Origin of the sequence: Pseudomonas sp. BF-R-30 (genome assembly GCF_019956175.1) — a bacterium.
Lineage (GTDB): Bacteria > Pseudomonadota > Gammaproteobacteria > Pseudomonadales > Pseudomonadaceae > Aquipseudomonas > Aquipseudomonas jessenii.
This window is the reverse complement of the sequence record NZ_JAHBDE010000049.1, coordinates 1-24746: the sequence shown is the minus strand read 5'-3', so window position 1 is coordinate 24746 and position 24746 is coordinate 1. Positions and strand designations below refer to the sequence as shown.

General features: G+C 60.3%; 22 protein-coding genes and 1 pseudogene. 13 read left to right on the top strand and 10 right to left on the bottom strand.

What is annotated here, in order from left to right:
- The 5 genes and pseudogenes from KGB20_RS22495 to KGB20_RS22475 form a co-directional block, all read left to right on the top strand.
- Nucleotides 1–250: pseudogene (locus KGB20_RS22495) on the top strand (hypothetical protein); the annotation flags it as partial.
- A gap of 352 nt (nt 251–602) precedes the next feature.
- The gene (locus KGB20_RS22490) at nt 603–2927 is read left to right on the top strand and encodes an FdhF/YdeP family oxidoreductase (protein WP_159390176.1); all 2325 of its coding nucleotides are present in this window, start codon (nt 603–605) and stop codon (nt 2925–2927) included.
- A gap of 121 nt (nt 2928–3048) precedes the next feature.
- Nucleotides 3049–4470 carry a cytochrome ubiquinol oxidase subunit I gene (locus KGB20_RS22485; protein ID WP_159390175.1) on the top strand — a complete coding sequence of 474 codons (1422 nt, stop codon included), beginning with the start codon at nt 3049–3051 and terminating at the stop codon, nt 4468–4470.
- A gap of 17 nt (nt 4471–4487) precedes the next feature.
- Nucleotides 4488–5504, top strand: coding sequence for a cytochrome d ubiquinol oxidase subunit II (cydB, locus tag KGB20_RS22480; protein WP_150814424.1), 1017 nt, complete (start codon nt 4488–4490; stop codon nt 5502–5504).
- Complete coding sequence (locus tag KGB20_RS22475) at nt 5491–5640, top strand: DUF2474 domain-containing protein (RefSeq protein WP_102672341.1); 150 nt, start codon at nt 5491–5493, stop codon at nt 5638–5640. The genes cydB and KGB20_RS22475 overlap by 14 nt, the downstream gene beginning before the upstream one ends.
- A gap of 528 nt (nt 5641–6168) precedes the next feature.
- Here KGB20_RS22475 and KGB20_RS22470 read toward each other — a convergent pair.
- Nucleotides 6169–7020: a CAP domain-containing protein gene (locus tag KGB20_RS22470; protein ID WP_154861951.1), complete on the bottom strand. Its 852-nt coding sequence runs from the start codon at nt 7018–7020 to the stop codon at nt 6169–6171.
- A gap of 142 nt (nt 7021–7162) precedes the next feature.
- On the opposite strand from KGB20_RS22470, the gene KGB20_RS22465 reads away from it, so the two are divergent.
- The 5 genes from KGB20_RS22465 to KGB20_RS22445 all read left to right on the top strand — a co-directional run bounded on the left by KGB20_RS22465 (nt 7163) and on the right by KGB20_RS22445 (nt 11574).
- Nucleotides 7163–7783 (top strand): cell wall hydrolase, encoded by a 621-nt coding sequence (locus KGB20_RS22465; RefSeq protein ID WP_154861950.1) that lies wholly within the window; start codon nt 7163–7165, stop codon nt 7781–7783.
- Nucleotides 7784–7978: 195 nt separating this feature from the next.
- Complete coding sequence (locus KGB20_RS22460) at nt 7979–8956, top strand: NAD-dependent epimerase (protein WP_159390174.1); 978 nt, start codon at nt 7979–7981, stop codon at nt 8954–8956.
- Between the two features lie 48 nt (nt 8957–9004).
- Nucleotides 9005–9745 (top strand): glycosyltransferase family 2 protein, encoded by a 741-nt coding sequence (locus KGB20_RS22455; protein WP_154861948.1) that lies wholly within the window; start codon nt 9005–9007, stop codon nt 9743–9745.
- Nucleotides 9742–10020, top strand: a complete 279-nt coding sequence (locus KGB20_RS22450) for a lipid-A-disaccharide synthase N-terminal domain-containing protein (protein WP_102672335.1) — start codon at nt 9742–9744, stop codon at nt 10018–10020. The genes KGB20_RS22455 and KGB20_RS22450 overlap by 4 nt, the downstream gene beginning before the upstream one ends.
- Before the next feature lie 3 nt (nt 10021–10023).
- Nucleotides 10024–11574, top strand: a complete 1551-nt coding sequence (locus KGB20_RS22445; RefSeq protein ID WP_159390173.1) for an ArnT family glycosyltransferase — start codon at nt 10024–10026, stop codon at nt 11572–11574.
- Between the two features lie 182 nt (nt 11575–11756).
- Here KGB20_RS22445 and ahr read toward each other — a convergent pair whose 3' ends face one another.
- A complete protein-coding gene (ahr, locus tag KGB20_RS22440; protein WP_154861946.1) occupies nt 11757–12788 on the bottom strand; it encodes an NADPH-dependent aldehyde reductase Ahr in 1032 nt (343 codons plus the stop codon).
- A gap of 199 nt (nt 12789–12987) precedes the next feature.
- On the opposite strand from ahr, the gene KGB20_RS22435 reads away from it, so the two are divergent.
- A complete protein-coding gene (locus tag KGB20_RS22435; RefSeq protein ID WP_150814436.1) occupies nt 12988–13188 on the top strand; it encodes a YbdD/YjiX family protein in 201 nt (66 codons plus the stop codon).
- 64 nt (nt 13189–13252) lie between these two features.
- Here KGB20_RS22435 and KGB20_RS22430 read toward each other — a convergent pair whose 3' ends face one another.
- Both KGB20_RS22430 and KGB20_RS22425 read right to left on the bottom strand, forming a co-directional pair.
- Nucleotides 13253–14551 carry an MFS transporter gene (locus KGB20_RS22430; RefSeq protein ID WP_090456097.1) on the bottom strand — a complete coding sequence of 433 codons (1299 nt, stop codon included), beginning with the start codon at nt 14549–14551 and terminating at the stop codon, nt 13253–13255.
- 38 nt (nt 14552–14589) lie between these two features.
- Entirely contained in the window at nt 14590–15768 is a 1179-nt protein-coding gene (locus tag KGB20_RS22425; protein ID WP_154908537.1) for a M20 aminoacylase family protein, read from the bottom strand.
- 143 nt (nt 15769–15911) lie between these two features.
- On the opposite strand from KGB20_RS22425, the gene KGB20_RS22420 reads away from it, so the two are divergent.
- A complete protein-coding gene (locus KGB20_RS22420; RefSeq protein WP_090456093.1) occupies nt 15912–16865 on the top strand; it encodes a LysR family transcriptional regulator in 954 nt (317 codons plus the stop codon).
- Nucleotides 16866–16873: 8 nt separating this feature from the next.
- On the opposite strand, the gene KGB20_RS22415 is transcribed toward KGB20_RS22420, so the two are convergent.
- The 3 genes from KGB20_RS22415 to KGB20_RS22405 form a co-directional block, all read right to left on the bottom strand.
- Nucleotides 16874–17641, bottom strand: coding sequence for a metallophosphoesterase (locus KGB20_RS22415; protein WP_150814438.1), 768 nt, complete (start codon nt 17639–17641; stop codon nt 16874–16876).
- A gap of 199 nt (nt 17642–17840) precedes the next feature.
- Nucleotides 17841–19013, bottom strand: a complete 1173-nt coding sequence (locus KGB20_RS22410; RefSeq protein WP_159390171.1) for a DUF1624 domain-containing protein — start codon at nt 19011–19013, stop codon at nt 17841–17843.
- A 331-nt stretch (nt 19014–19344) separates the two neighbouring features.
- A complete protein-coding gene (locus KGB20_RS22405) occupies nt 19345–19743 on the bottom strand; it encodes a hypothetical protein (protein WP_159390170.1) in 399 nt (132 codons plus the stop codon).
- A 486-nt stretch (nt 19744–20229) separates the two neighbouring features.
- Between KGB20_RS22405 and KGB20_RS22400 the strand changes: the two genes are divergently transcribed.
- Complete coding sequence (locus KGB20_RS22400) at nt 20230–21132, top strand: universal stress protein (RefSeq protein ID WP_159390169.1); 903 nt, start codon at nt 20230–20232, stop codon at nt 21130–21132.
- Nucleotides 21133–21377: 245 nt separating this feature from the next.
- On the opposite strand, the gene KGB20_RS22395 is transcribed toward KGB20_RS22400, so the two are convergent.
- From KGB20_RS22395 to KGB20_RS22385, 3 genes are all read right to left on the bottom strand, one after another.
- Nucleotides 21378–22805: a GGDEF domain-containing protein gene (locus KGB20_RS22395; RefSeq protein ID WP_159390168.1), complete on the bottom strand. Its 1428-nt coding sequence runs from the start codon at nt 22803–22805 to the stop codon at nt 21378–21380.
- Between the two features lie 24 nt (nt 22806–22829).
- Entirely contained in the window at nt 22830–23789 is a 960-nt protein-coding gene (locus KGB20_RS22390) for an alpha/beta fold hydrolase (RefSeq protein WP_154947620.1), read from the bottom strand.
- Between the two features lie 16 nt (nt 23790–23805).
- A partial coding sequence (locus KGB20_RS22385) for an NAD(P)/FAD-dependent oxidoreductase (protein ID WP_223533004.1) occupies nt 23806–24746 on the bottom strand: 941 nt, incomplete at its 5' end.

Below are 24746 nucleotides of genomic sequence, written 5' to 3'. Positions count from 1 at the left end.
GAACGCGGTGCTCTTGAGTCCATCGCGAGCAGAGCTCGCTCCTACAAATATTGCGCCGATAACGGATTTATTGAGCGCCGGTGTAGGAGCGAGCCTGCTCGCGATGGTCGTTAACGATTACGCGTGCGTGCTGGCTGAACGCGGTGCTCTTGAGTCCATCGCGAGCAGAGCTCGCTCCTACAAATATTGCGCCGATAACGGATTTATTGAGCGCCGGTGTAGGAGCGAGCCTGCTCGCGATGGTCGTTAACGATTACGCGTGCTTGCTGGCTGAACGCGGTGCTCTTGAGTCCATCGCGAGCAGAGCTCGCTCCTACAAAAAATGCGCTGAAAACGGATTTGTTGTGCGCAGGCTAAGAGCAACTTGTCGGCCCGTCCAATCACTATTAGTAACCGGTTGATCGAGTGCATCTATGATGGATAAAGTTGCAACGTGAACAGCTGTTTAAATCTTACAATCTATTGATAATCAACAATAAATATCGATGATAAATATCCTCGATCATGTGGTCGTAAATAGCGATTAGACAATAATTATTCCCTGTTCATATGCTTTCTCCGTCAAACGATCAATGGCCTGAATCAGGTCACGGAGAAGTACCATGTCTCAAGTCGACCGCTACAAACCCTACAAAGGTGCCGCCGCTGGTTGGGGCGCGCTGATTGCTGTTACCAAAAACTGGCTGGGCAGTGAAAACGCGCTGAAGAATATTCGCGCCATGCTCAAGACCAACCAGAACGGCGGGTTCGATTGCCCCGGTTGTGCCTGGGGCGAGTCGCCGGAAAACGGCATGGTCAAGTTCTGCGAGAACGGTGCCAAGGCGGTTAACTGGGAAGCCACGGGCCGTTTGGTCGACCCGGCCTTCTTCAACAAATACAGTGTCTCGGCGCTGGCCGAGCAGAGCGATTACTGGCTGGAGTATCAGGGCCGCCTGACCCACCCGATGCGCTATGACGCGGCCACCGACCGTTACGTGGAAACCACCTGGGACGAAGCGTTCGCGCTGATCGCCCGGCACCTCAACGCGCTGGAATCGCCGGACCAGGCCGAGTTCTATACCTCGGGCCGGGCCAGTAACGAAGCCGCCTTTCTCTATCAGCTGTTCGTCCGGGCCTACGGTACCAACAACTTTCCGGACTGCTCCAACATGTGCCACGAAGCCAGCGCGGTGAGCATGATCGAAAGCCTCGGCGTGGGTAAAGGCACCGTGGTGTTCGACGACCTGGAACATGCCGATGCGATTTTCGTCATCGGTCAGAACCCCGGCACCAACCACCCGCGGATGCTTGAACCGTTGCGCGAAGCGGTCAAGCGCGGTGCCCAGGTGATCTGCATCAACCCACTCAAGGAGCGCGGGCTGGAGCGCTTCCAGCATCCACAGCACCCGATCGAAATGTTGATGAACGGCTCCGAGCCGACCAACACAGCCTACTTCCGCCCGGCACTGGGCGGCGACATGGCAGTCATGCGCGGCATGGTCAAGTTCCTGCTGCAATGGGAGCGCGAAGCTCAGGTCAGCGGCGGCGAACCGGTGTTCGACCATGAGTTCATCGCCGAACACACCTCGGGGATGGGCGCCTACCTGGGCGAAGTCGACGCAACCAGTTGGGAGCACATCGAGCAGCAGTCGGGCATGCCATTGGCGGACATCGAACTCGCCGCCCGCATGTACGCCCGGTCCAAGCGGGTGATCATGTGCTGGGCGATGGGCCTGACCCAGCACACGCACTCGGTGCCGACGCTGCAGGAAGTCATCAACCTGATGCTGCTGCGCGGCAACGTCGGCCGCCCCGGCGCAGGCCTGTCACCGGTTCGCGGTCACAGTAACGTGCAGGGCGACCGCACCATGGGCATCAACGAACTGGCGCCCACCGACTTGCTCAATGCCCTGGAAAAACGCTTCTCCTTCAAGCCACCGCGCGAGCACGGTCACAACACCGTGATGGCGATTGGCGCGATGGAGCAGGGACGTTCGAAAGTGTTTATCGCCCTGGGTGGCAACTTCGCCCAGGCCACCCCCGACACGCCACGCACCCACGCCGCGTTGCGTAAATGCGACCTCACCGTGCACATCGCCACCAAACTCAACCGCAGCCATCTGGTCACCGGCCGTGAAGCGCTGATCCTGCCGTGCCTGGGCCGCACCGACATCGACATCCAGGCCGAAGGGCCGCAAGGCGTCACCGTGGAAGACACCTTCAGCATGATCCACATCTCCCACGGTCAACTGAAACCGAAGTCGAAACACCTGCGCTCCGAGCCTGCGATCATTGCCGGCATCGCCGCCGCGACACTGGGCAAGCACCCGATCGACTGGAACTGGGCCATCGGCGACTACGGCCGAATCCGCAACATGATTGCCGACACCATTCCCGGTTTCGAAGATTTCAACCAGCGCTTGCTGCATCCGGGCGGTTTCCACATGCCCAACGACGCGGCCAGGCGCATCTGGAAAACCGCCAGCGGCAAGGCCCAGTTCACTCCGAGCGTGCTGCCGGAGCACCTGATCAGCGAGGGCGTGCGCAACCTGACGGTCAAGCCACACCTGATTCTGCAGACCATGCGCTCCCACGATCAGTACAACACCACGCTGTATGGCCTGGATGACCGTTATCGCGGGGTGTACGGCATGCGCGACGTGGTGTTCGCCAACGAGCAGGACATTCGCCGGCTGGGTTTTGAGCCTGGGCAGAAGGTCGACCTGGTGGCGCTGTGGGACGACGAGCGCGAGCGTCGGGTCAGCGGTTTCACCCTGATCGCCTACGACATTCCGGCCGGTCAGGCGGCGGCGTACTACCCCGAGACCAACCCGCTGGTGCCGCTGGAAAGTTACGGTGACCGCACCTTCACCCCGACTTCCAAGTTCATCGCCATCCGGCTGGAGCAGGCGAAGGCCAGCAACCTGATTTCGACTTCCGCCGCGTAGCACCGGGGGCGGCCGGGTGCCGCTCACCTAACCCTTTCGACTTGTGTTGGCTGCAGGCCCCCCGGCCTGACGGTGGCCCGGTCGTGTGCCGCCGTTTTTCAGCCGCAATGAGGATATCGACATGTTTAACCTGGAGGCACTGGACCTGGCGCGCATTCAATTCGCGTTCACGGTTTCGTTCCACATCATCTTTCCCGCCATCACCATCGGGCTGGCCAGTTTCCTGGCGGTGCTCGAAGGGCTTTGGCTGAAGACCCACAACGACACCTACCGCGATCTCTACCATTTCTGGTCGAAGATCTTCGCCGTCAACTTCGGCATGGGCGTGGTCTCGGGGCTGGTCATGGCTTATGAGTTCGGCACCAACTGGAGCCGTTTCTCCGACTTCGCCGGCAGCATCACCGGGCCGTTGCTGACCTATGAAGTGCTCACGGCGTTCTTCCTCGAGGCCGGTTTCCTCGGGGTCATGCTGTTCGGCTGGAACCGGGTAGGGCGTGGCTTGCACTTCTTCTCGACGGTCATGGTCGCCATCGGCACCCTGATTTCGACCTTCTGGATTCTTGCGTCCAACAGCTGGATGCAAACGCCCCAGGGCTTCGAGATCGTCGACGGTCGGGTGATGCCGCTGGACTGGCTGGCCATCGTGTTCAACCCGTCGTTCCCGTACCGCCTGGCGCACATGGCGATTGCCGCGTTTGTGGCCACGGCATTCTTTGTCGGCTCGTCGGCGGCGTGGCACCTGCTGCGCGGTAACGACACCAAACAAGTGCGCAAGATGCTGTCGATGGCGTTGTGGATGGCCTTGATCGTCTGCCCGATCCAGGCGGTGGTCGGTGACGCCCACGGCTTGAACACCCTGGAACATCAACCGGCGAAGATCGCTGCCATCGAAGGGCACTGGGAAAACAACGGGAGCGAAGCCACGCCCCTGGTGCTGTTCGGCATCCCCGACATGCAGGCCGAGAAAACCAGGTACGCCATCGAGATTCCGTACCTGGGCAGCCTGATCCTGACCCACAGCCTCGACAAGCAGATCCCGGCGCTCAAGAGCTTCCCGAAAGAGGACCGACCCAATGCGACGGTGGTCTTCTGGAGTTTCCGCGTCATGGCCGGGCTGGGCATGTTGATGGTGCTGGCCGGCGTGCTCGGCCTGGCCCTGCGCAGCAGCGGCGCCATCTACCGCAATCGCTGGTTCCTGCGCCTGATGTTGTGGATGGGGCCAAGTGGCCTGATCGCCATGCTGGCCGGGTGGATCACCACCGAAGTCGGGCGCCAGCCGTGGGTGGTGTATGGCCTGCTGCGTACCGCCGATGCCGCGTCCAATCACAGCGTCGCGCAGTTGAGCATCTCGCTGGCGCTGTTCGTGGTGATCTATTTCTCGGTGTTCACGGTGGGCATCGGCTACATGATGAAACTGGTCGGCAAAGGACCACAGCCCCATCACGGGCATCCGGTCGACGGGCACTCCGATCAGCTGGTCACACCGCGCCGGCCGCTGTCCGCCGACGCAGAAATTCTCGAAACCGACGCCCGCGTCAATTGAAGGAAGGGAGTTGAGTCATGGGTATTCAAGGTATCGATTTATCGCTGATCTGGGGCGTGATCATCGCCTTCGGCGTGATGATGTACGTGATCATGGACGGCTTCGATCTGGGGTTGGGCATTCTGTTTCCGCTGATCCCGGATGCGAAGGAGCGCGATGTGATGATGAACACCGTGGCACCGGTCTGGGACGGTAACGAGACCTGGCTGGTGCTGGGCGGCGCGGCGCTGTATGGCGCGTTCCCGCTGGCCTATTCAGTGATTCTGGAAGCGCTGTACCTGCCGCTGATCCTGATGTTGTGCGGCTTGATCTTTCGCGGTGTGGCGTTCGAGTTCCGATTCAAGGCCAGCCCTGAAAAGCGTCATGTCTGGGACATGGCGTTCATCGGCGGTTCGCTGCTGGCGACCTTTTCCCAGGGCGTGGTGATCGGCACTTACATTGCCGGCATCCCGGTGGTCGATCGCCAGTTCGCCGGCGGTTCGCTGGACTGGCTGGCACCGTTTCCGCTGTTCTGCGGTGTCGGTCTGATCGTCGCTTATGCGCTGCTCGGCAGCACCTGGTTGCTGGTCAAGACCGAAGGCATGCTCGAATCGCGGATGCGCCTGTTCACCCGGCCCCTGGCGTGGCTGCTGTTGGCGGTGATTGGTGTGATCTGTGTGTGGACGCCCATCCTCCATCCGGAAATCGCCACCCGCTGGTTTGCCCATGCGCACCTGGCGGTGTTCGGAGGCCTGGCGCTGCTGGCCTTGCTGGCGATGTTCGGCTTGCTCAGGACCCTGCGCCAACGTCACACCCATTGGCCGTTCGCCTTCACCCTGATGCTGGTGTTCCTGGGTTACATCGGCCTGGCGTTCAGTATCTGGCCGAACATCGTGCCGCCGTCGATCAGCCTGTGGGCAGCGGCGTCACCGCCAACCAGCCAGTTGTTCATCCTGATCGGCGCGCTGTTTATTCTGCCGATCATCCTGATGTACACGGTCTGGAGCTACTACGTGTTTCGCGGCAAAGTGAGGATTGGCGATGGCTATCATTGATTCTTGTGAACGGGCACCTTGGTACAAGCGACTTGGGTGGCTGGTGGTGATCTGGTTGGGCAGTGTGGTTGCGTTGGGAGTGGTGGCGGGGGGATTGAGGATGTTGATGCATGCGGCCGGGATGAGTAGCCACTGATGGCAAGTCATTAAAGAGCTCCAGCTCACTTTGATGCGTATGTATGGATTGGGTGAATATCCATTCCTGCGGTAACGGCCACCTATGGTTCCGCTCTTACAGCGGGTCACTTGGAAAAGCGGAGCGCCGCCCGGCCCCAAGTAACCAAGGGCTCTTGCCCCTGACGTTCGGTGCCTCGCTGTGGCTCGGCATGCCCTCGCTCCGGTCCTGCTCCGTGGGCCCGCCGCCATCGGCCATCCATGGCCGGCGGCGGCTAACCCGGCATCCATGCCGGGTTGCCCACTACGCAGAACCTCCGCTCGGCCTCACGAGGGGGCGTGTACCGCAAAAGCGCCCGAGGCGGCCTATCGGCCGGCCTGATCACAATTGAAGTCGTTTCCCTGTAGGAGCGAGCTTGCTCGCGAAAAACGTCAGGACAACGCGGGCATTCAGACAACCCGCGTTATCGTTGACGTCCATCGCGAGCAGGCTCGCTCCTGCAGGTGCCCCGTTGGATGGCCCGTCCGCGACACATTCAGAGTCTTGTCATTACTGCGCCCCAAACATCGCCGTCCAGTAAATCCCCGCATCGCTCTTCGGATCGGTCGCGTAAGCCGCGCCCAGTTCGCGGAACTGTGGGTTCATCAGGTTGGCGCAATGGCCGGGGCTGGCCAGCCAGCCTTCGACCACCTTGTGTGCGGTGTCTTGGCCGGCGGCGATGTTTTCGCCGATCTGCTGGAAGTCGTAGCCGGCCAGTTCCGCGCGGTCGCCCGGGGTGCGGCCATCGCGGTCCTTGTGATCGAAGTAGTTGTTGTTGGCCATGGAGCGGGCGTTGCCTTCGGCGGCGGTGGCCAGCGCGGCGTTCCAGGCCAGCGGTGGCGCGGCGGCGAAGGACTGCGCGCCGCATTGGCGTGGTCGGGTGCGTGCGGCGTTGAGTTCGGTGAGCAGCTTCTGGCCTTCGGCCTGCGCGTCGCCCAAGCGTGCGCTCAACAACGGCCGTGCGACCACGATGCGCCATTCACGGTCCTGGCGGCTGACGCCGACATCGACGAATTGCGGGTCGAGGACGATCTGGCAAAAGCTCTCCTGAATCGCCTTCATCGCCGAGGCGGCATCGCGAGGCCCGGACAGGCTGATGGCTTGCACATTCTTCATGGGATAACCGGCAGTGACCATGGCCTGCTGCAGATTACCGATGTTCGGGGCGGTCAGCACCAGGCGCGGGTCGGCCGACAGGGGTGGCAGCTCCGATGAAGCCTGGCCTGCGCAGCGCTGCGGTTGGCTACGGTAGACGTTGATCGATTCGATCAATTGCGCTTCGTCGGCCGCCACGGCGTTGGCGGCGAATACCAGGCCCAGTGATACACCGGCCAAACGCATTGCGGATGAAATGAAACCCATGAAAATCCCCCTTGAGCAGATTGCGCCCATGATGCGCGAAGTTGGCCCATTTAAGACAACGGATTTATCCAGAGTGTAGTGGGGTGGGCGAAATCATTTCACTACTAGACTCAATTGAACCACTCACCATGTGACACCGACCATGCGCTTCGACTGGATCGCCACCTGCCTCGCCCTGACGTTGCTTGCCGGCCCGGTATCCGCTACGGATCAAGCGCAAAAGCAGGAATCGGCCGAGAACAAGGCCGAGGTGCTGGAACAGAAAGCCGCCGAGAGCAACAACCCGGCACCAGCGCCCAAGGCAGAAGCCATTACCCCGTCAGAAGTCCAGGCTGTCGACCCGGCCGGCGCCGCGCCGCTGGACGATGCGATCACCTGCCTGGCCCGGTCCATTTACTGGGAAGCCAAGGGCAAGGACGCCGCCGACATGGAGGCGGTGGCCAATGTGGTCATGAATCGCCTGGGCCACGAGGGCTTTCCGGACACGGTGTGCAAAGTGGTCAAGCAGGGTTCGGAAACCAAGAGTTGCCAGTTTTCCTGGTGGTGCGACGGTAAATCCGATTCGGTCCAGGAGGAAGTGCCTTACGCGATGGCCAAGGAAATCGCGCGCAAGGCCCTGAACAAGGAACTGCCGGATCGCACCCAGGGTGCACTGTATTTCCATGATCGTACCGTCAAGCCGGATTGGGCCAGGCAATACATCAGGACCGTGGATATCGGTTTGTTCCGGTTTTACAAACCCCATGGCGGATCGGCCAGATAACCACGGTGTTTTCGGCCGGATATTTTTTTTCGAGGTGGCGCGAGGCGTTATCCAAACTGAAATGTGTCTGTTTTATAAGCTTCATAACGCAACCGTGCGCGAATGAAGCCATAAGCAGGGACTACACATGAAGTTGACGAGGGTCCGGATCAGTCATCTCGCGTCGATCGCGGCGCAGTCGCCGGCGCGTTTCCCATGACCGTACTGGTCACCGGTGCGGCCGGTTTCATCGGCTTTCATACGGTCCAGCGCTTGTGCCGCGAGGGTCAGGAGGTCGTTGGTATCGATAACCTCAACGACTATTACGACGTGGAACTCAAGCACGCACGTCTCAAGGTGCTGGAGACTCTGCCGGGTTTTCGCTTCCGGAAAATGGACATCGTCGACAAACCTGCCCTGATGAGCCTGTTTCAACAACACGCTTTTACCGAGGTGGTGCACCTGGCGGCCCAGGCCGGGGTGCGCTACTCGCTGGACAACCCGGATGTCTACGGGCAATCGAACCTGGTGGGTTTCCTCAATGTGCTCGAAGCCTGTCGGCACCATCGCCCCGACCACCTGATCTACGCCTCGAGCAGTTCGGTGTACGGCGCCAACAGCAAGATGCCGTTCAGTGTCGAGGACCCGGTCGATCATCCCGTTTCGCTGTACGCCGCCAGCAAACGCGCCAATGAACTGCTGGCTGAAAGTTACTGCCGTTTGTATGGCCTGAAAGCCAGTGGCCTGCGCTTCTTTACCGTCTACGGCCCGTGGGGTCGTCCGGACATGGCGCTGTTCAGGTTTACCGACGCCATCCTCAAAGGCCTGCCCATCGACATCTACAACCAGGGGCAGATGTACCGCGACTTTACCTTTGTCGACGACATTGTCGAAGGGATCGCCCGACTGCGGCCAAGGCCTCCGGTGCCGGAAGGCTCTGTCGCCGGGGTCAACCGGATCTTCAACATCGGTCGCGGCATGCCGGTGGCATTGCTGGATTTCGTCGAGTGCCTGGAGTCAGCCCTGGACCTGCAGGCCCGGCGCAACTACTTGCCAATGCAGGCCGGTGACGTGGTCAAGACCTGGGCCGATGTCTCGGCGCTGGCCGATTGGGTGGGCTTCAGCCCGCAGGTGACGCTGGAAGCCGGCGTCGGTGAGTTCGTGAAGTGGTATCGGCAGTTCTATCAGATTTGAAGCGTTCGCCTCTGATCTCGAACAATCAAAAAAGGCGAGAGAGCCCCCATGAGCCAAGACATTTTTGTATCCGTACTGATTCCCGCCAAAAACGAAGCGAACAACCTCAAGCCATTGCTTGAAGAAGTCCGTGTGGCGCTGGCCGATGAGGCTTACGAAATCATCGTGGTCGACGATGGCAGCACCGATTCGACCCTGCAGGAACTGCGGCAGATCCGCCAAAACGGCTTGAACACCTTGCGCATCCTGCATCACGAGCGGTCGCTGGGGCAGAGCACCTCGCTGTACCACGCGGCCCGTGAGGCACGCGGGCAGTGGCTGGCGACCCTCGATGGCGACGGCCAGAACGACCCGGCGGACATTCCCGGCATGCTGGCGCTGGTGCGCGGCGAACCGGGCAAGGTCGATGTACAACTGGTGGCCGGGCACCGGGTCAATCGCCGTGACACCGCGAGCAAGCGCTACGCCTCGCGGTTCGCCAACAACCTGCGCCGGCGCCTGCTCAGGGACGCCACCCCGGACACCGGTTGTGGCCTGAAGCTGATCGAGCGCGCGGCGTTCTTGCGCCTGCCGTACTTCGACCACATGCATCGCTATATTCCGGCGCTGATCCAGCGTCATAACGGGCGCATGATCGTGCACCCGGTCAACCATCGTCCGCGCACGGCTGGGGTGTCGAAATACGGCAACCTCGACCGTGCGCTGGTCGGCATTCTTGACCTGATCGGCGTCTGGTGGCTGATCAAACGCACACGCCTGAACACCCAGGCCCAGGAGCTCGAAGGATGATTCTGACCCGTGAAACTCTGTGGTTGCTGGTCGGCTTTGCCGGGCAGGCTGCCTTTACCGGGCGGTTTGTCTTGCAGTGGTTGTACAGCGAGTACAAGAAACGCAGCGTGATCCCGACCAACTTCTGGTACCTGAGCATCGTCGGCAGCACCTTGTTGCTCGCCTATGCCATTTACCGCCAGGACCCGGTGTTCATCGTCGGGCAGGCGTTTGGCTCCCTGGTCTATTTTCGCAACCTGCAATTGATTGCCAAAAGCAAAAGCGCAAAGGAATAAGCAATGCGTAGATCGTTGTCGCCCAGGGTCGAGTGCCTGGGTCTGATGCTGCTTGCCCTGTTGCTGATCGGCGCGGGCATGGGGTTGCGTCAGGCTCAGAATGTGGACGAAGAGCGTTTCCTCGGTGTCGCGCTGGAGATGCTGCAGAACGGCTCGTGGCTGATCCCGCACCGGGCCGCCGAGATCTACGGTGACAAGCCGCCGATTTTCATGTGGACGGTGGCGTTCTTCACCTGGCTGACCGGCAAACCCAACATCGCGCTTTATATCCCGGGACTGTTTTCGGCGGTGACGGTCACGGCGATGGTCTATGACCTGGGCCGTCGCCTGTGGACCCAGCGTACCGGGCGCAACGCCACGCTGTTGTACCTGGCGACCTACCAGACCTACAGCATCCTGCGCACCGGTCAGATCGACAGTTTCTTGATTCTGTTCACCTCCCTGGGCCTGTACGGTCTGGCACGGCACCTGCTGCTGGGACCTGCGTGGCGCTGGTTCTACGCGGGCTGCGCGGCCATGGGCATTGGCGTGATCACCAAAGGTGTGGGTTTCCTGCCGGCGCTGTTGCTGATTCCCTACGCCTATGGGGTGCGCAAAGGCTGGCCCGGTGTGGTGGCGATGCCGGGCGAGGCGCGCAAGTGGTTGCTCGGGTTTGCGCTGATGCTTGGCGCCATCGCGATCTGGCTGTTGCCCCTGGCCTTGTCCATCCTCTTCAATGGCAGCGCGGACGAAGTTGCCTATGCACGGGAGATCCTCCTGCGCCAGACCGCGGGCCGCTATGCCGCCGCGTGGCATCACCGCGAACCGTTCTGGTATTTCTTCACCAACGTAATCCCGCAGTATTGGCTACCACTGGTGCTGGTGCTGCCATGGCTGGTGCCGGCCTGGCGCCGTCAGTTGCAAAAACGCGACGGCCGGGTCTTGGTGTTGCTCGGTTGGGTGGTGCTGGTGGTGCTGTTTTTCTGCATCAGCACAGGCAAGCGCAAGTTGTACATCTACCCGGCGCTGCCTGGGCTGGTGCTGGTCGCCGCGCCGTTGATCCCGTGGCTGCTCAGGCGCTGGTTCAAACGGCACCCGCGTATGCGTCGGGTGTTCCCGGCACTGGTGGCGACCTGGTTCGCGTTGTGGTTCGCCCGTGGTTTCATCGAACCGCTCAAGGACGGCACCAACGTTGATCAGGTGCTCATGACCCAGGCGGCGTCCATGACCCGGGGTGCCGATCTGGTGCTGGTCAACTGGGAGGAGGGGCACTGGTTGTTCGCTCGGCAACCGATCGTGCATTTCGGCATGGACAATTCGACCGTCGAAAAGGCCGCGCGGTATCTGCGCGAACACCCCAAGGCCTACGCATTGGTGCCGGATGACGTACTGAAGCAGTGCTTCAAACCCGAAGCGGCCCGTGAATTGGGGGAAAACGCCCGGGCGAACTGGTCGATCGTGGGCGCGGATGCCGACAACGGCAAATGCCTGCCGCAAGAGGCCGGCAAAGCCTATCGGTTCACCTGGATTGACCCGCACATGCCATTGGCGCCTGCGCAGGTAGCCAATCCCTGAGGGGATTTGTAGGAGCCGGCTTGCCGGCGATGGACTCAAATGCGCCGCGTTTATCCAGCTCACGCGCGTTATCGTTAACGACCATCGCTGCGATGCGGCGACCCGACAAGCCAGCTCCTACAAGAGACCGCGTTTGAGTCGAAAATGAAGTGACTTCCAAACCAGTCTTCGTTCGTCGCCTGTCACTGACTGGCGTCCAGCACCACGCGGTAGCGCGCCTTGCCACTGCGCAAGTGATCGATGGCCTCGTTGACGCGGCTCATGGGAAACATCTCGACCTGCGGCACAATCTGGTGGCGTGCGCAGAATTCCAGCATGGTCGCGGTGTTGGCGGGCGAGCCGACCGGTGAGGCGGACATGGTTTTTTGCTGGGGAATCAGCTCGAACACGTGCATCGGTATGGCATCGGGCACGACGCCGACAAAGTGCAGGCGACCCTTGCCGCGCAGGGTGGCGAGCATGGCGCTCCAGTCGAGGTTGGCGTTGGCGGTGACCAGCAGAAAATCCAGGGTGCCGGCAATGGCATTGAGCGCATTGGTATCGGTCGAGGCGACCACCTTGTGTGCGCCCAGGCGCCTGGCTTCGTCCTGCTTGCTCAGCGATGAGGTGAACGCCGTGACTTCGCAGCCCCAGGCGTTGAGAAAACGTAGCGCCAGGTGACCGAGACCGCCAATACCCACCACGCCGACCCGGTCAGTGGGCTTGATGCCGAATTCCAACAGCGGGTTGAACACGGTCGAACCAGCGCAGAACAGCGGCCCGGCCATTGCCGGATCGAGTCCGGCCGGGATCGGCAGGGCCCAGGCCCAGTGCGAACGAATGCGGTCGGCAAAGCCGCCGTTGCTGCCGATGATGGTCGGTTGCACGGTGCGGCACAGGTTATGGGAACCTTCGATGCACGACGTGCAATGCATGCAACTGCCCTTGTACCAACCGATGCCCACCCGTTGCCCCATTTCCAGACCGCGAACCTGGTCGCCCAGCCGCACGATACGGCCGACCACCTCATGGCCGGGAATAAACGGGTAGTGGCTGATACCCCAATCGTTGTCGATCAACGACTGGTCGGAGTGGCAGACGCCGCAATACTCCACGGCGACTTCCACCTCGTCGTTGCCCAACGGACCGGGATCGTAGCTGTAGCGTTCCAGTGGCGCGCCCGCTGCGGTGGCGGCCCAGCCGGTAAAGGTGGTGAGTTCGCTGCTGTCGCTCATGGGATACCTCCAGATCAGAAGTCAGGGGTCTTGACCGCTTTGGTGCCGCGGCGGAGCGAGGAAAGTGTAGCGGGTTGCCGGCGTTCCATCGGGTGCGAGCCTGGATACATGAAAATACAAAGGCGCCCGATGTGGACACAGTGCAGATACATGAGCGCGGTTTCATGGGGCAGGTCCCACGCATACAGAGAGATCAGTCATGTTCCGCAAACTGCAGCAGGTTGCCAGATTGTTCAGCCAGAGCGCCCGATTGATGGTGGGCGTTCCCGAGTACGACAACTACGTGGCACAAATGGCCCGCAACCGTCCGGGCGAGCCAGTCATGAGCTATGAGATGTTTTTCCGCGAACGCCAGGAAGCGCGTTTTGGCCGGGGCAAATGCAATACGCGGTGTTGTTGAAGGCGTTGGGCGTATACGCGGTTTGAAAGAATCCGACGCATACGCCCGTCATGGTCACAACGGCCTAATCGAGTGGCTTGCCGGCCGTTTCCTTGACCATCGCCAGCCCGATCAAGGTCAGGCACAGGCACGCCATGACATACAGCGCCGGGGCGTTGTTATTGCCGGTCAGGCCGATCAAACCGGTGGCGAAAAACTGCGCGAAGCCGCCGAACACCGAGACACCCAGGCAATAGATGATCGATAACCCGGTGGCGCGAATCGCCCTTGGGAACAGTTCAGTGACCAACACCAGGGTCGGCACGGTGATCAACACCAGCAACAGGGTGGTGACCAACGAGACGGCCAGCAGCATGCCGAGCGTCGGGAACTGGTTCATCAGCATGAACGCCGGATAGATCAGCAACAGCATCGGGATACTGCCCAGAGCGATGGTGCGGCGCCGGCCGATACGGTCGCTGAGCCGGCCGGCCCAGATCGACAGGCTGATCTGCACCAGCGCGCCGAGGCAGGCGGCGGTGGTGCCCATGGTCATCGGCAGGTGCAGCACCGTGACCGTGTAGTTGGTCATGTAATCGAGCACGATGTAGCTGGACGCGGTGCTACCGATCACCAACAGCACCCCGGTCACGATCAGGCGACGGTAGCCGGTGAAGATCACCCGCACGCTGGAGAACGCTTCATGACCTTGTTCGGCGGCGGTTTCCTTGAGGTGACGACGGATATAAATGCCGACCGGGATCACCAGCATCCCGAGGGCAAACGGCACCCGCCAACCCCAGCTCTCCAGCGCCTCGGGCGGCAGGGACGAGCTCAGTGCCAGGGCCACCAGTGCGCCGAGCAGAAAGCTCAAGCCCTGGCTGAACAGCTGCCAACTGCCGTAGAACCCGCGGCTTCTGTCATCGGCGTGTTCCATCAGCATTGCCGTAGAGGCTCCGACCTCACCGCCGATGGCGAAGCCCTGGATCAGGCGTGCCAGCACAATGATCAACGGTGCGAAGACGCCGATCTGCGCATAGGTGGGGGCGATGGTGAACAACAGCGAACCCAGCGCCATCAGCCACAGGGTGAGCATCATCGCCGGTTTGCGCCCGACCCGGTCGGCATAGGCGCCGAGTACCAGGCCACCGATGGGGCGCATGCCGAAACCGACACCAAAGGTCGCCAGGGATAGCAGCAATTGCCCGAGCGTGCTCTCGACCGGGAAAAACTGGCGACCGATCAGCGTGGCGAAGAAGCTGTAGACGGAAAAATCGTAGAACTCGAGACCGGAGCCGATGGTGATGGCGGCGATGGCTTTCGCACCAATCGGCTGCCGGGTCGCAGCGGTATCAGGCATGGCGGTAGAGACGGGAGTGGACATTTGACGAACTCCAGAAGACGAGGGCGATAGGGATGAGGTCAGGCCAGGAAGGTCTCGACCAGCCGCACCCAGTAGCTCGCACCTGTCGGCAGGCAGTCATCGTTGAAGTCGTAGCCGGGGTTATGCACCATGCAGCCGCCTTCGCCATCACCGTTGCCGATCAGCAAATAACAACCGGGGCAACGCTCCAGCATCACGGCGAAATCCTCACTCCCGGTCAGCGGTTGCATGTTCGCGATCAAGCCGTCTTCGCCCACCCAATCAAGCGCTACTTGCCGGGCGAACTCGGTGCTTTCGGGATGATTCAACAGAGCCGGGAAGCGTTGCGCCTCGTCGACCGTCACCGTGGCGCGGGCGCCGAAACTCGTAGCCTGGGCCTCGGCCACGGCGGTGATCCGTACAATCAGCTCGTCACGCACCTGCGCCTTGAGCGCACGCACGCTCAACTGCAACTCGGCGTGATCGGGAATCACGTTGGCGGCAATCCCGGCGTGGAACGCGCCGACGGTCACAACCGCTGTGTCGAGCGGCGCGACATTGCGCGAGACAATGCTTTGTAATGCCATGACGATGGCCGAGCCGGCCAGTACCGGGTCAACGGCCTTGTGCGGCATGGCGCCGTGACCGCCAACGCCGTCGACCCGAATGGTCACGGTGTCGGTCGAGGCCATGAACGGGCCAGCGAGGAAGCCCAGTTTGCCCACCGGCAGTCCTGGCATGTTGTGCATCGCGAACACCGCGTCGCAGGGGAACAGCTCGAACAGACCGTCATCGAGCATGCGCCGAGCGCCGCCGTCGCCTTCCTCGGCCGGCTGGAAAATCACCACCAGCGAGCCGTCGAACTCTCGGCTCTCGGCCAGGTAACGGGCGGCCGCCAGCAGCATCGCCGTGTGCCCGTCGTGACCGCAGGCGTGCATCACGCCTTCGTGGCGGCTGGAGTAGGGCAACCCGGTCTGCTCGATGATCGGCAGCGCATCCATGTCGGCGCGCAGGCCGATCGTTTTGCCGCTGGAGCCTTGGCGCAACAGCCCGACCACACCGGTGCCGCCCAGGCCGCGATGTACCTGGTAACCCCAGGCCTGGAGCTTGCTCGCCACCAGGTCAGCGGTGGCGAACTCTTCAAAGCTCAATTCCGGATGGGCGTGGATGTGTCGGCGCAGGGCGATCATCTCTTCTTCGAGTGCACGAATGCCGGGCAGGGCGGGCAAATCGGTCATCAGATTCTCCTCGTTTTTATTGGTCGTTTTCGGCTGTTGGACTGATACCCTGTGATGCTAATGAGTTGGCGAATGTCGCGGCAGTCGCAAAAAAGGTGGGCTGAAAACCGCTGGTTTACACCCTGGTGCATCAGGAGGAAGGGATGAAGCTGCATCAATTGCGGGCGCTGGTGATGATTGCCGACTGCGGCAGCATTCGTGCGGCGGCGCGGCAACTGGGGGTGTCGCAGACGGCAGTGGCCAAGGCGTTGCGCGAGCTGGAGGAACACTTGAACCTGCCACTGCTGTTGCGCAATGCCAGCGGTGTGGTGCTGACCACCTACGGTCAGTCACTGTTGCAGCATGCGCGGCAGATGCTCAGCCAACTCGAACGCGCGCAACTGGAACTGGCACACCTGAGCGACCAGGCCGAAGGGCAGTTGCGCCTCGGCATTTCGCCGTGGATGGGCATGACCTTGTTACCCGAGGTCGTGACGCTATTCCGCCAGCGCATGCCACGGGTACGCCTGGAGATTTTCGAAGGCTTGATGGCGGTGACGTTGCCGCGATTGCGCGACGGCACCATGGAGTTTGCAGTGGGGTTGGTGTCATCACTGCTGCCGCGCCCGGAGTTCGTCAGCGAGCAGATTCTGTCTTACCGCATGGCCGTGGTGGCCCGCCATGAGCATCCACGGCGCGACAGCCGCTCGATCCACGATTTGCTGGATCAGGATTGGGTGGTCAACTACCCGGATGCCAGCCATGAAGGTTTGATGACCGAGTTGTTTTGGCAACACGGTGCGCAGATCGATATGCAACACATCCACCGCGCGCATTCACCGCAGTTGACGCTTTCATTGGTGGAGCAGACAGACATGCTCAGTTACTTCCCGGAGCCGATGCTCACCATCCCGGGCTACCGCGAACGGGTGGGGCGCCTGGCGCTGGCGGAAACCTTCGCCACCGACACCATCGGCATCGTCACCCCGCGCAATGCCCAGTTGGGGGTCGCCGGGCAATGCTTCGTCGACTGCCTGTTCCAGGTCATCCGCCGCCGCGCCCGGTCGACACGGCCGGAAGATGTCGAACTGTTCGATACGCTGGAACTGTTGATTTGAGGGTCGCTTCACAGATCCAGATCGATCACGAAGGCATCATCGAAATCAGGATTTTCATTGATGCCATTCTTGGCATAGCCCCGGGGGTTGCAGACCACGCGGGTGTTACCCACTCGATAATCAAAGCTGCCATGGGTATGGCCATGCAGCCACAGTGCCGGCTGCCAGTCCTTGATCCGCGCTTCGAGGTCCGAGACAAAGCTTGAGTTGATCGGCGAACCGGCAAAGGTCGGGCTGATGCTCGACTTTGTCGGGGCGAAATGAGAGACCACCACCGTGGGTGTGCTGCTGTCGCGGGTGAAGCAGTCTTCCAGCCAGGCGACCGTCTGCAGAAACACCAGCTGGGAAATGGCCGGCGTGAACAGGTCAGGGAAATCGGGGGCGATCTTGATGTGGCTGAAGTCACGAATCAGCCGGGTCGCCAGATCGATGCCCAGCGCCCGGTCCTCGGGGCCGTCGAGAAGGCGATAGTCAGACCACAAGGTGCAGCCGAGAAAACGCACGCCGTCGTGGACGTACTCCGAACGTTCCAGAACGTGGATCTGCGTACCTTGCGTCAGGCTGTTCAACTGTTCGTAGGTGGAGACCAGGTCACTGCCATAAAACTCGTGATTGCCTGCCACGTACAGCAATGGAACCGGGCAGGCTCTGGCCCACTCGATGGCCTTGGCCGGCCGGGCGATGTCCCCGGCGAGCACGACAATATCGGCATCCACGACGGGAAACGGGATCGTGTTGACGGACAGGTGCATGTCGGACAGCAAGGCGATGCGCATGGATCAACTCCGGCGTGTCGTTAAGGGCAGGTCATCAACTTACGCGTAGATAACCCGTTGCCACAAGTCTGCCGCCCACAGTTTTGATCTTCAGTGAACGCTGATCCAACGACCGGCCACCATCCCTCTGGAAGGGGTTCAAACGCTTACCTGACTGGCATTGCTCTCCAGGGGCCACTTTTGTGAGCAAATGTCCTGATCAGAAATATTTGAGCCATCTGATATCGCGACGGCGTGCCTTCAATGCCGCGAACCAGCGCACGGGTAAATACAGGGATAAAGCCAGGAGCACCGCCGTCAGCCACACAGCCCAAATGCTGTCGAAACCGAAAAAATTTCCCTGGTTCAATCCGAACAACGCCACGCTGACCAGATACAGCGCCTTGAGTACGTAAAGGTGGAGCAAGTAGAAGAACATCGGCGCCGCGCCAAAGACTGCCAATGCATTGACCCACTTGCGTTGTTGAGCCTGTTCCAAGGCGCGAAGCAGTAACAGGCCAATGCCCGACGTCAGCAAAAGGAACAACAGGGAGGGCGGGTATTTTGTAATGTTGAAGAAGCTCATGAGGGTTTGCGTGATGCCTTCATGAGCGACCCAATGCACCTCGCCATAACCATTGACTGCTCGCAGTGCGACAAACCCGACCAATGTCCCGGCCCCGGCAAGCAGCAGAGTACGTTGACGCTCCGCGGCCAGAACCTGGCCAGCAAACCAGGGGCCGATACTGTATCCAAGGGCGATCACACCGATCCAGGGAAGCACAGGATAAGAGGTGCGCAGACGTAAGCTGTCGCAGACATCGATCCAGCCGCGATCATGCAGAATGGCCCAGGGTATATGCATGGGCGAGCCTGTCGCGAAGTGCACATTATCCAGCAGATTGTGCCCGGCCACGATCACCAGGCCCAGGCAGCACAGCATGAGCCTGGGTAACCAAACCAGTCCGGCCAGGGCAATCATGCAGATGCCAATGGCCCAAATCACTTGCATGTAGATCGCCGTAGGTGGGAGCTGAAATGTCCAGGCGAAATTCACCAGGGTGAACTCCAGCAGTACCAGCAATAGACCGCGCTTGAACAAAAAGGCTGACACATCGCCCTTGCCCTGGTGCTTTTGGCCATACAGGTAAGCGGAAAGTCCAGTAAGCAGTATGAACACCGGCGCACACAAATGAGCAAGTGTGCGGCTGAAAAACAGCGCCGGCTCAGTGGATTCGATGTCCATGGGGTCTGCTACTTGACGGTGCAAAAAGAACGTTTCGCGCACGTGATCCAACAGCATAAGGAGGATTACCAATCCCCTCAGGGCATCAATGGACAGCAGGCGTTGGTTCAAGCTTTTGATGGGGGGGATGTGAGTAGAAGTTGTCATCGAATGTCGCAAGCAGGGGGTGGACGGCTCTGCCAGTGGCGACTGACAGTTCATGTTTATATAAGATATAACATAACATGTTTGCCTGCCGCGTGTGCATTCGCATGGGGTGGCTCGGCGTCATCGGAACTGGAGGAGGGCGGCAGCATAACCATGATCGTTTGCATATCGCCTTCAACGTCGGCGAGGAGGGCGAAGGGAGTCGCTCGTACCTCGTCGACGTTTCTAGCCAGCTTCTACAACCCAATGAGCGAGTACAGCTGTTTCGGGCCGGTTTCGCAGGTTGGCGGTGCATCGCCGGTGTTGCAGGCGAATTGCCCTTGGCGTCGCACTAGCGACGATAGTAGCGGCGATCGTCCTCATAGCGGTGCCGCATGGCCCGATCATGGTGGCGTTCCCAATAACGTTGGCGTTCTGCTTCGCGGCGGGCCTGCTCTCTGCGCCAGTTATCTCTGCGCCAGTCGTCACGGCGCCAATCGTCTCTACGAGAGTGCCAGCGGCCGTCATGCCAGTATCGGTCGTCATGGGCAAGCAACGGCCCTGGTTGCTTGCTGACCATGCTGGCCAAGGTCGGCCAAGGATTGCCGGCAGTCTGGGCCGGCACCTGAACGACTGCGACTTCAGGTGCGAAAACAGGGGTTGAGGTCTTCATCTGTGTTGCTGATGCCGAGCCCACTGCCGCGAACGCGAACAGGCCGAAGAGCACCATCCGTGGGTCATGGAATTTCATGAGCGAAGACAACCTCTGGTTGATTTGTGGGGGAGCCTGCGGGTTCGCGTTTACCGAACGGATGTGGCTATCCACATAGACCGATAAATAGAGAAAAGTTCTAGGGGCCGCTGCTTAAATAGCTAACGGCGCCAGGGTGCGGCCCCTTTGAGGCTTGCTATCTCGATAACCGTTCCTGGCGGTTTACAGCCTTTAGTGAACGCCAGTAAACGACTGTGGACTCAACTGGTCATGCGTCCAGTAAATCGGGGCGACTCAAATACAACGCGCTGACAGTGGGCTTTCGGTCGAATATCGGCGACGGCGACCGGCAGCGTTCAGTCGATTCTGTTGAAAAAGTGGACTCGGCCAAGTAGGGGGATGATGGCATCCAGGCGTATATTGATAGTGTCGATCCAGATAGTTGAGGCGATAGTAAATCGTCGGTGGTGTGACAGGCGACAACGCTGGGGGAGCTAGATATCCCGAAGCATTTGGAGGTGTTACATGAGCCAGTATCAACGACTCTTTCTGATAGCCGGTCCAGTCATGCGTCACACCCCGGCGTTGGAGCGAGCTGTCGCCATTGCCGAAGCCACTGGCGCAGCGCTGCATATCACGGTGTTTATCGAAGACTCCAACCTCTTGGGTTTGATGAGCGCCGGTGCGCGTTTTCGTGAGGCCTGTCAGCAAGAAAACGAAAAGTGGCTGAAGGATGAGGCCGGTCTAATCCGCGGACGCGGAGTTGCAGTGAGCACCGAAGTGATTGTTACGCGCACCGCGCTGCAAGAAATACTTCGGCATGTGGCAGAAATGCAACCGGATCTGGTTATCAAGGACGTGCAACACGAGTCAGCGCTCAAACGCGTTTTCATTACGCCTCTGGATTGGCACTTGTTGCGCGAATGTCCGGTGGCTGTGCATCTGGTCAGCGAACTCAGGTGTCCACTTCCACGGGTGGTAGTGGCGGCAGTCGATCCGTCACAACCCGAGACCCAGATCACTGGCATCAACGACCGTATCATCCAGGCGGCGAACGGGTTGTCGATGCAATGCAATGCGGAGTTGCATCTGCTGTATGCCTACGATCTATCGCTGACACATATATCCGACGCAGGCGCTGGTGCAGTGACGATGCCAGGCTTCAGCAGCGATGTACGCAAGTCACTGCAAAAGTCGTTTATCGCATTGGCCGACCACTATGGCGTACCCACTGAGCGGCAACACTTCGTTGCAGGACCGCCTGGCAAAGCGCTGGCCGACTTTGCAGCGCATCACCGGGCCGATGTGATCGTCATGGGAAATGCGCATCGCAAGGGACTGGGCAAATGGGTGGGCAGTACGACGGAGCATGTTCTGTATCAAGTGCCCTGCAACATTTTCGCCGTTACGGGTTCTGCGGATCAGTGATCGAGAAGACACCGCAAGGCGTAGGTGACTGGAATATTCCCACTGACGCATGGTTATGACGGAGTTTGGTTGATTGCAGCCAGTGACCATGGGAAAGGCTCGGGCAAAGCGCATGACAATGCCAAATGAGTCGCAAGCCCCGAAGCGAAGTGGGGTTTGCGACTTTTTTTCGAGATCTGTCGCACAGTCCGAAACACTGGCACGGGGTATCGGTGCCGACGCTTTCAGCGACTTCGAGACGATGGTCAAGGCATAGGTTGGAGGCTGGTTTTGAAGGTAGTGACCACTCGGTTACGGCCTTCGTGTTTAGCGTGATACAGGCGTTGATCGGCTGTACGCAGAATTGCCTCGATGGTGTCGCCATCGCGACCGGATTGCGATACGCCGATGCTCACTGTGACCACGGTGGAGCGCTGCTGGCCATGAAAAGAACTATTTGCAACGGTGCTTCGCAGACGCTCAGCGATTTCGTGCGCGCCTTCAAGTGAAGTCTGAGGCAGCAGTATCATGAATTCCTCCCCACCCACTCGGGCTACACCGTCATACGGGCGGATCGAATCGAGGCATTTCTCCACGAAACTCTTCAGGATGTCATCGCCAACCTGATGCCCGAAGCGATCGTTGATGGACTTGAAATTATCCAGATCGAGTGCCAACACGGAGAACGGCGCACCGCCGCGTTTGGTCCGGCCAATTTCGACTTCGACCCGCTCCATGAACCGACGACGATTATCAGCGCCGGTCAGTGGATCGGTCGCCGCAAGGTGCCCGAGTTCTTGATTGGTGCGCTGGAGTTCCTGCAGGGCGCTCTCGGCATACGCCATCGCTTCGGCAAGACGCACCATCAACTCCTCTTGGCTGTAAATCTTCGAAAACGACCGCGTGGTGAGGAACGCTTGCACTACCCCATAGCTCAACATGAAGAATCCACCGGCGAAGATCGCATGAGCGAGCCACCACATATGGTTCCAGGGACGTGCAAGGATGAAGGCAAGAGAGGACAGCGCGAACGCGGTGACCGAGATGATAAAAATGGTCATCAGCGGCGAACGGATACGGCGCAGCAGGAGTATTGTCACGGTCAATGTGGAAAGAACGAGGGCACCACCTTCCATCGATAGGCGCACCGCGAGATTGCTGGCGATCGGCGAATTCGCGACGTACGCCACTGCCACGTCAACCAGCAGGAACAGTCCTATCCAGGTCAACCACGGGCGGGCCTTCATTCGTTGGTCCGCGGCAACAGGTGGGCGGTGGTACGACAGCATTCCGACTAACAGCAGAATCGACATGACCAGGCGAGAGGCCGGTCCATAAAGCAGGAAGAGCCAGATATTGTGGTGTGCTTGCCCGGTGAACGCGCCATGCAATGCATAGATCAGTACAAAGCCGAGAAAACCAAGCGTCATCCATCGCAGCAGCGGATCTCCCGATGACTGATAGCAGCGCCACGTTACGTACGTAACAAACGAGCCGGCCAGGGTGGCGGTCGTGATCGCAACTATATGGAACAGGTGATTCTCGAATGTAAGCGTGGGGTCCTGAAAAAAGTACAAGTACCCAATCAGATAGGCCGGAACAAACGCAAATCCTGCGAGCAGCAAGTAGGCGTAAACCCTGACCATGAGGCGAACGGCTTCAGGTGACTCGTCGGTGGCGATGAGATTGTTCATGGTTCCCTCCAGTTTTAAATCAATTCAGAGTTCTTTCAGGAAGCCCAACAGCAGCTCATTGACCTCTGTCGCGCGCTCTTGCTGTATCCAGTGGCCGGCACCTTCGAGGATATGACACCCGCGCAGTCCCGGCAGAGTCTGCGCGAAGGCTTCGATCTGCCGCGGGGAACTCGGAAACTTCAGCACGCCGTCGCGGCTCCCGGCAATGAACATCGACGGCTGCCGGATAATGCAACCGCGCCAAGGTGCCAGAAGAGCCCATGAGCGCGTCATGTTGCGGTACCAGTTCAAGCCGCCGCGAAATCCGCTGCGGGTGAATTCGCGGGTGTAATAGGCAATGTCCTCAAGGCTTAGCCAGACTGGCAGGGTTTCGGGCTCGACCATCGCGCCCAGGAAGCCCTGGCCCGGCTGCAGCTGGCCGAACACCGGCCAATCGGGTCCGTCACCCGAGCCACTGAAGTAGATGCGCCGGATCGACGACTCGACGTCCCTTTCCAACTCGGCCTCGGCCACACCCGGCGTCTGGAAATACTGGATGTAGAAGTCGCTGATACCCCGCGAGGCAAGCGCGCTGAGGAGCTCCACGCGCGTCGGTGGCGAAAAGGGAACGCTCATGCCGACCACCGCGCGGAACAGATCGGGTCGCATCAATGCTGCGCCCCAGGCCACCTGCGCGCCCCAGTCATGGCCGACGATCACGGCTTGCCGTTCGCCGAGTGCGTTGACCAACTCGACCATGTCGCCTACCAGGTGTAGCGTGGTGTAGGCGTCGGGTTCGGCCGGCGCATCTGTGCCGCCATAGCCGCGCATGTCGGGCGCTACCGCTCTGTAGCCGGCGGCCGCCAGCGCAGCAAGCTGGTTGCGCCACGAGTACCCCAGCTCCGGGAATCCGTGGCATAGCAAGACCAAGGGACCGGAGCCCTGGATGGCGACCTGCATGCGGATGCCATTGATGTCTAGCAGTTCGAGGTGTGGCTCGTTCATGTGCGCTTCCTGCGATTCAAGCGATGACCTCCAGCAAACGCGGCAGATTCGTCAGAGCCTGTTGCCTGCTGACAGAGAGCCGACGCAGCTGTGCCAGTTTCTCGGTGTCGGTTTCTTGCAAGCCCCTGACCACCGCCGTCATGAAGTACAAACGCGACTGCCTGATCCAGCGGGACAGACCTTCATGCTCTCCCCAGCGTAGCTGGTTACCCAGGTAGACGGCCCAGATTCTGATCCAGTCCGTGGGGACGTGAGGCGGGGGGACCATTGTGCAAAACGCGTTCATTTGCGCTTGATCGTCCAGGTGGCTTTCCACATAAGCGATCAAGGCCGCGCTGAACAAGGGTTGGCAGCTGCTTACCATCAACAGGTTGATCTTGCCGCCGTCGAACACCTGCATTTCAGGGAGTGTCGGGATGGCACTGGCGCTGCAATCGATGTGCAGAGCATTTGGGCTCGTGGCGATGCTGCCCTGCTCGAGCACGATGCGCGTTGGCTCGATAACGCTCACTCTCCCCAGGCGCACAATGTTGTCGATGCGTCGAAGCTCGCGTAATTCCGCTTGAGTGACGGTGGCGCAGCGGTAAGCAGTGGGTTCGACGGACGTATCCAGGCGCAAGAGCTGGCCCGCCGCCTCAAGCCTGGAGAACAGGTCCGGGATCGAGTCCGCGGCTGCGATAGCCTCGAGCTGTGCCGTGAGGCCGCCGATTGTTCGTTCGAAGCTGTCGAGGCCGGGTTGCAAGTTGGCCCGGTCGATCAACCACGGATCGTTCGGCATGATCCAACAGATTTTTTCGGGCGCAACACCGTTTTGCAGACACCACAGGCAGGCGTCGATCCCGGTCTTGCCCGATCCCACCACTACGTAGCCAGTGTGTGGGTGCCGGATCTTCGGCAGGTCGTTGAGTGGCACGCATTGCACGCCGGGCTCCACCTTGTATCTGGGCGGGTGGGTCG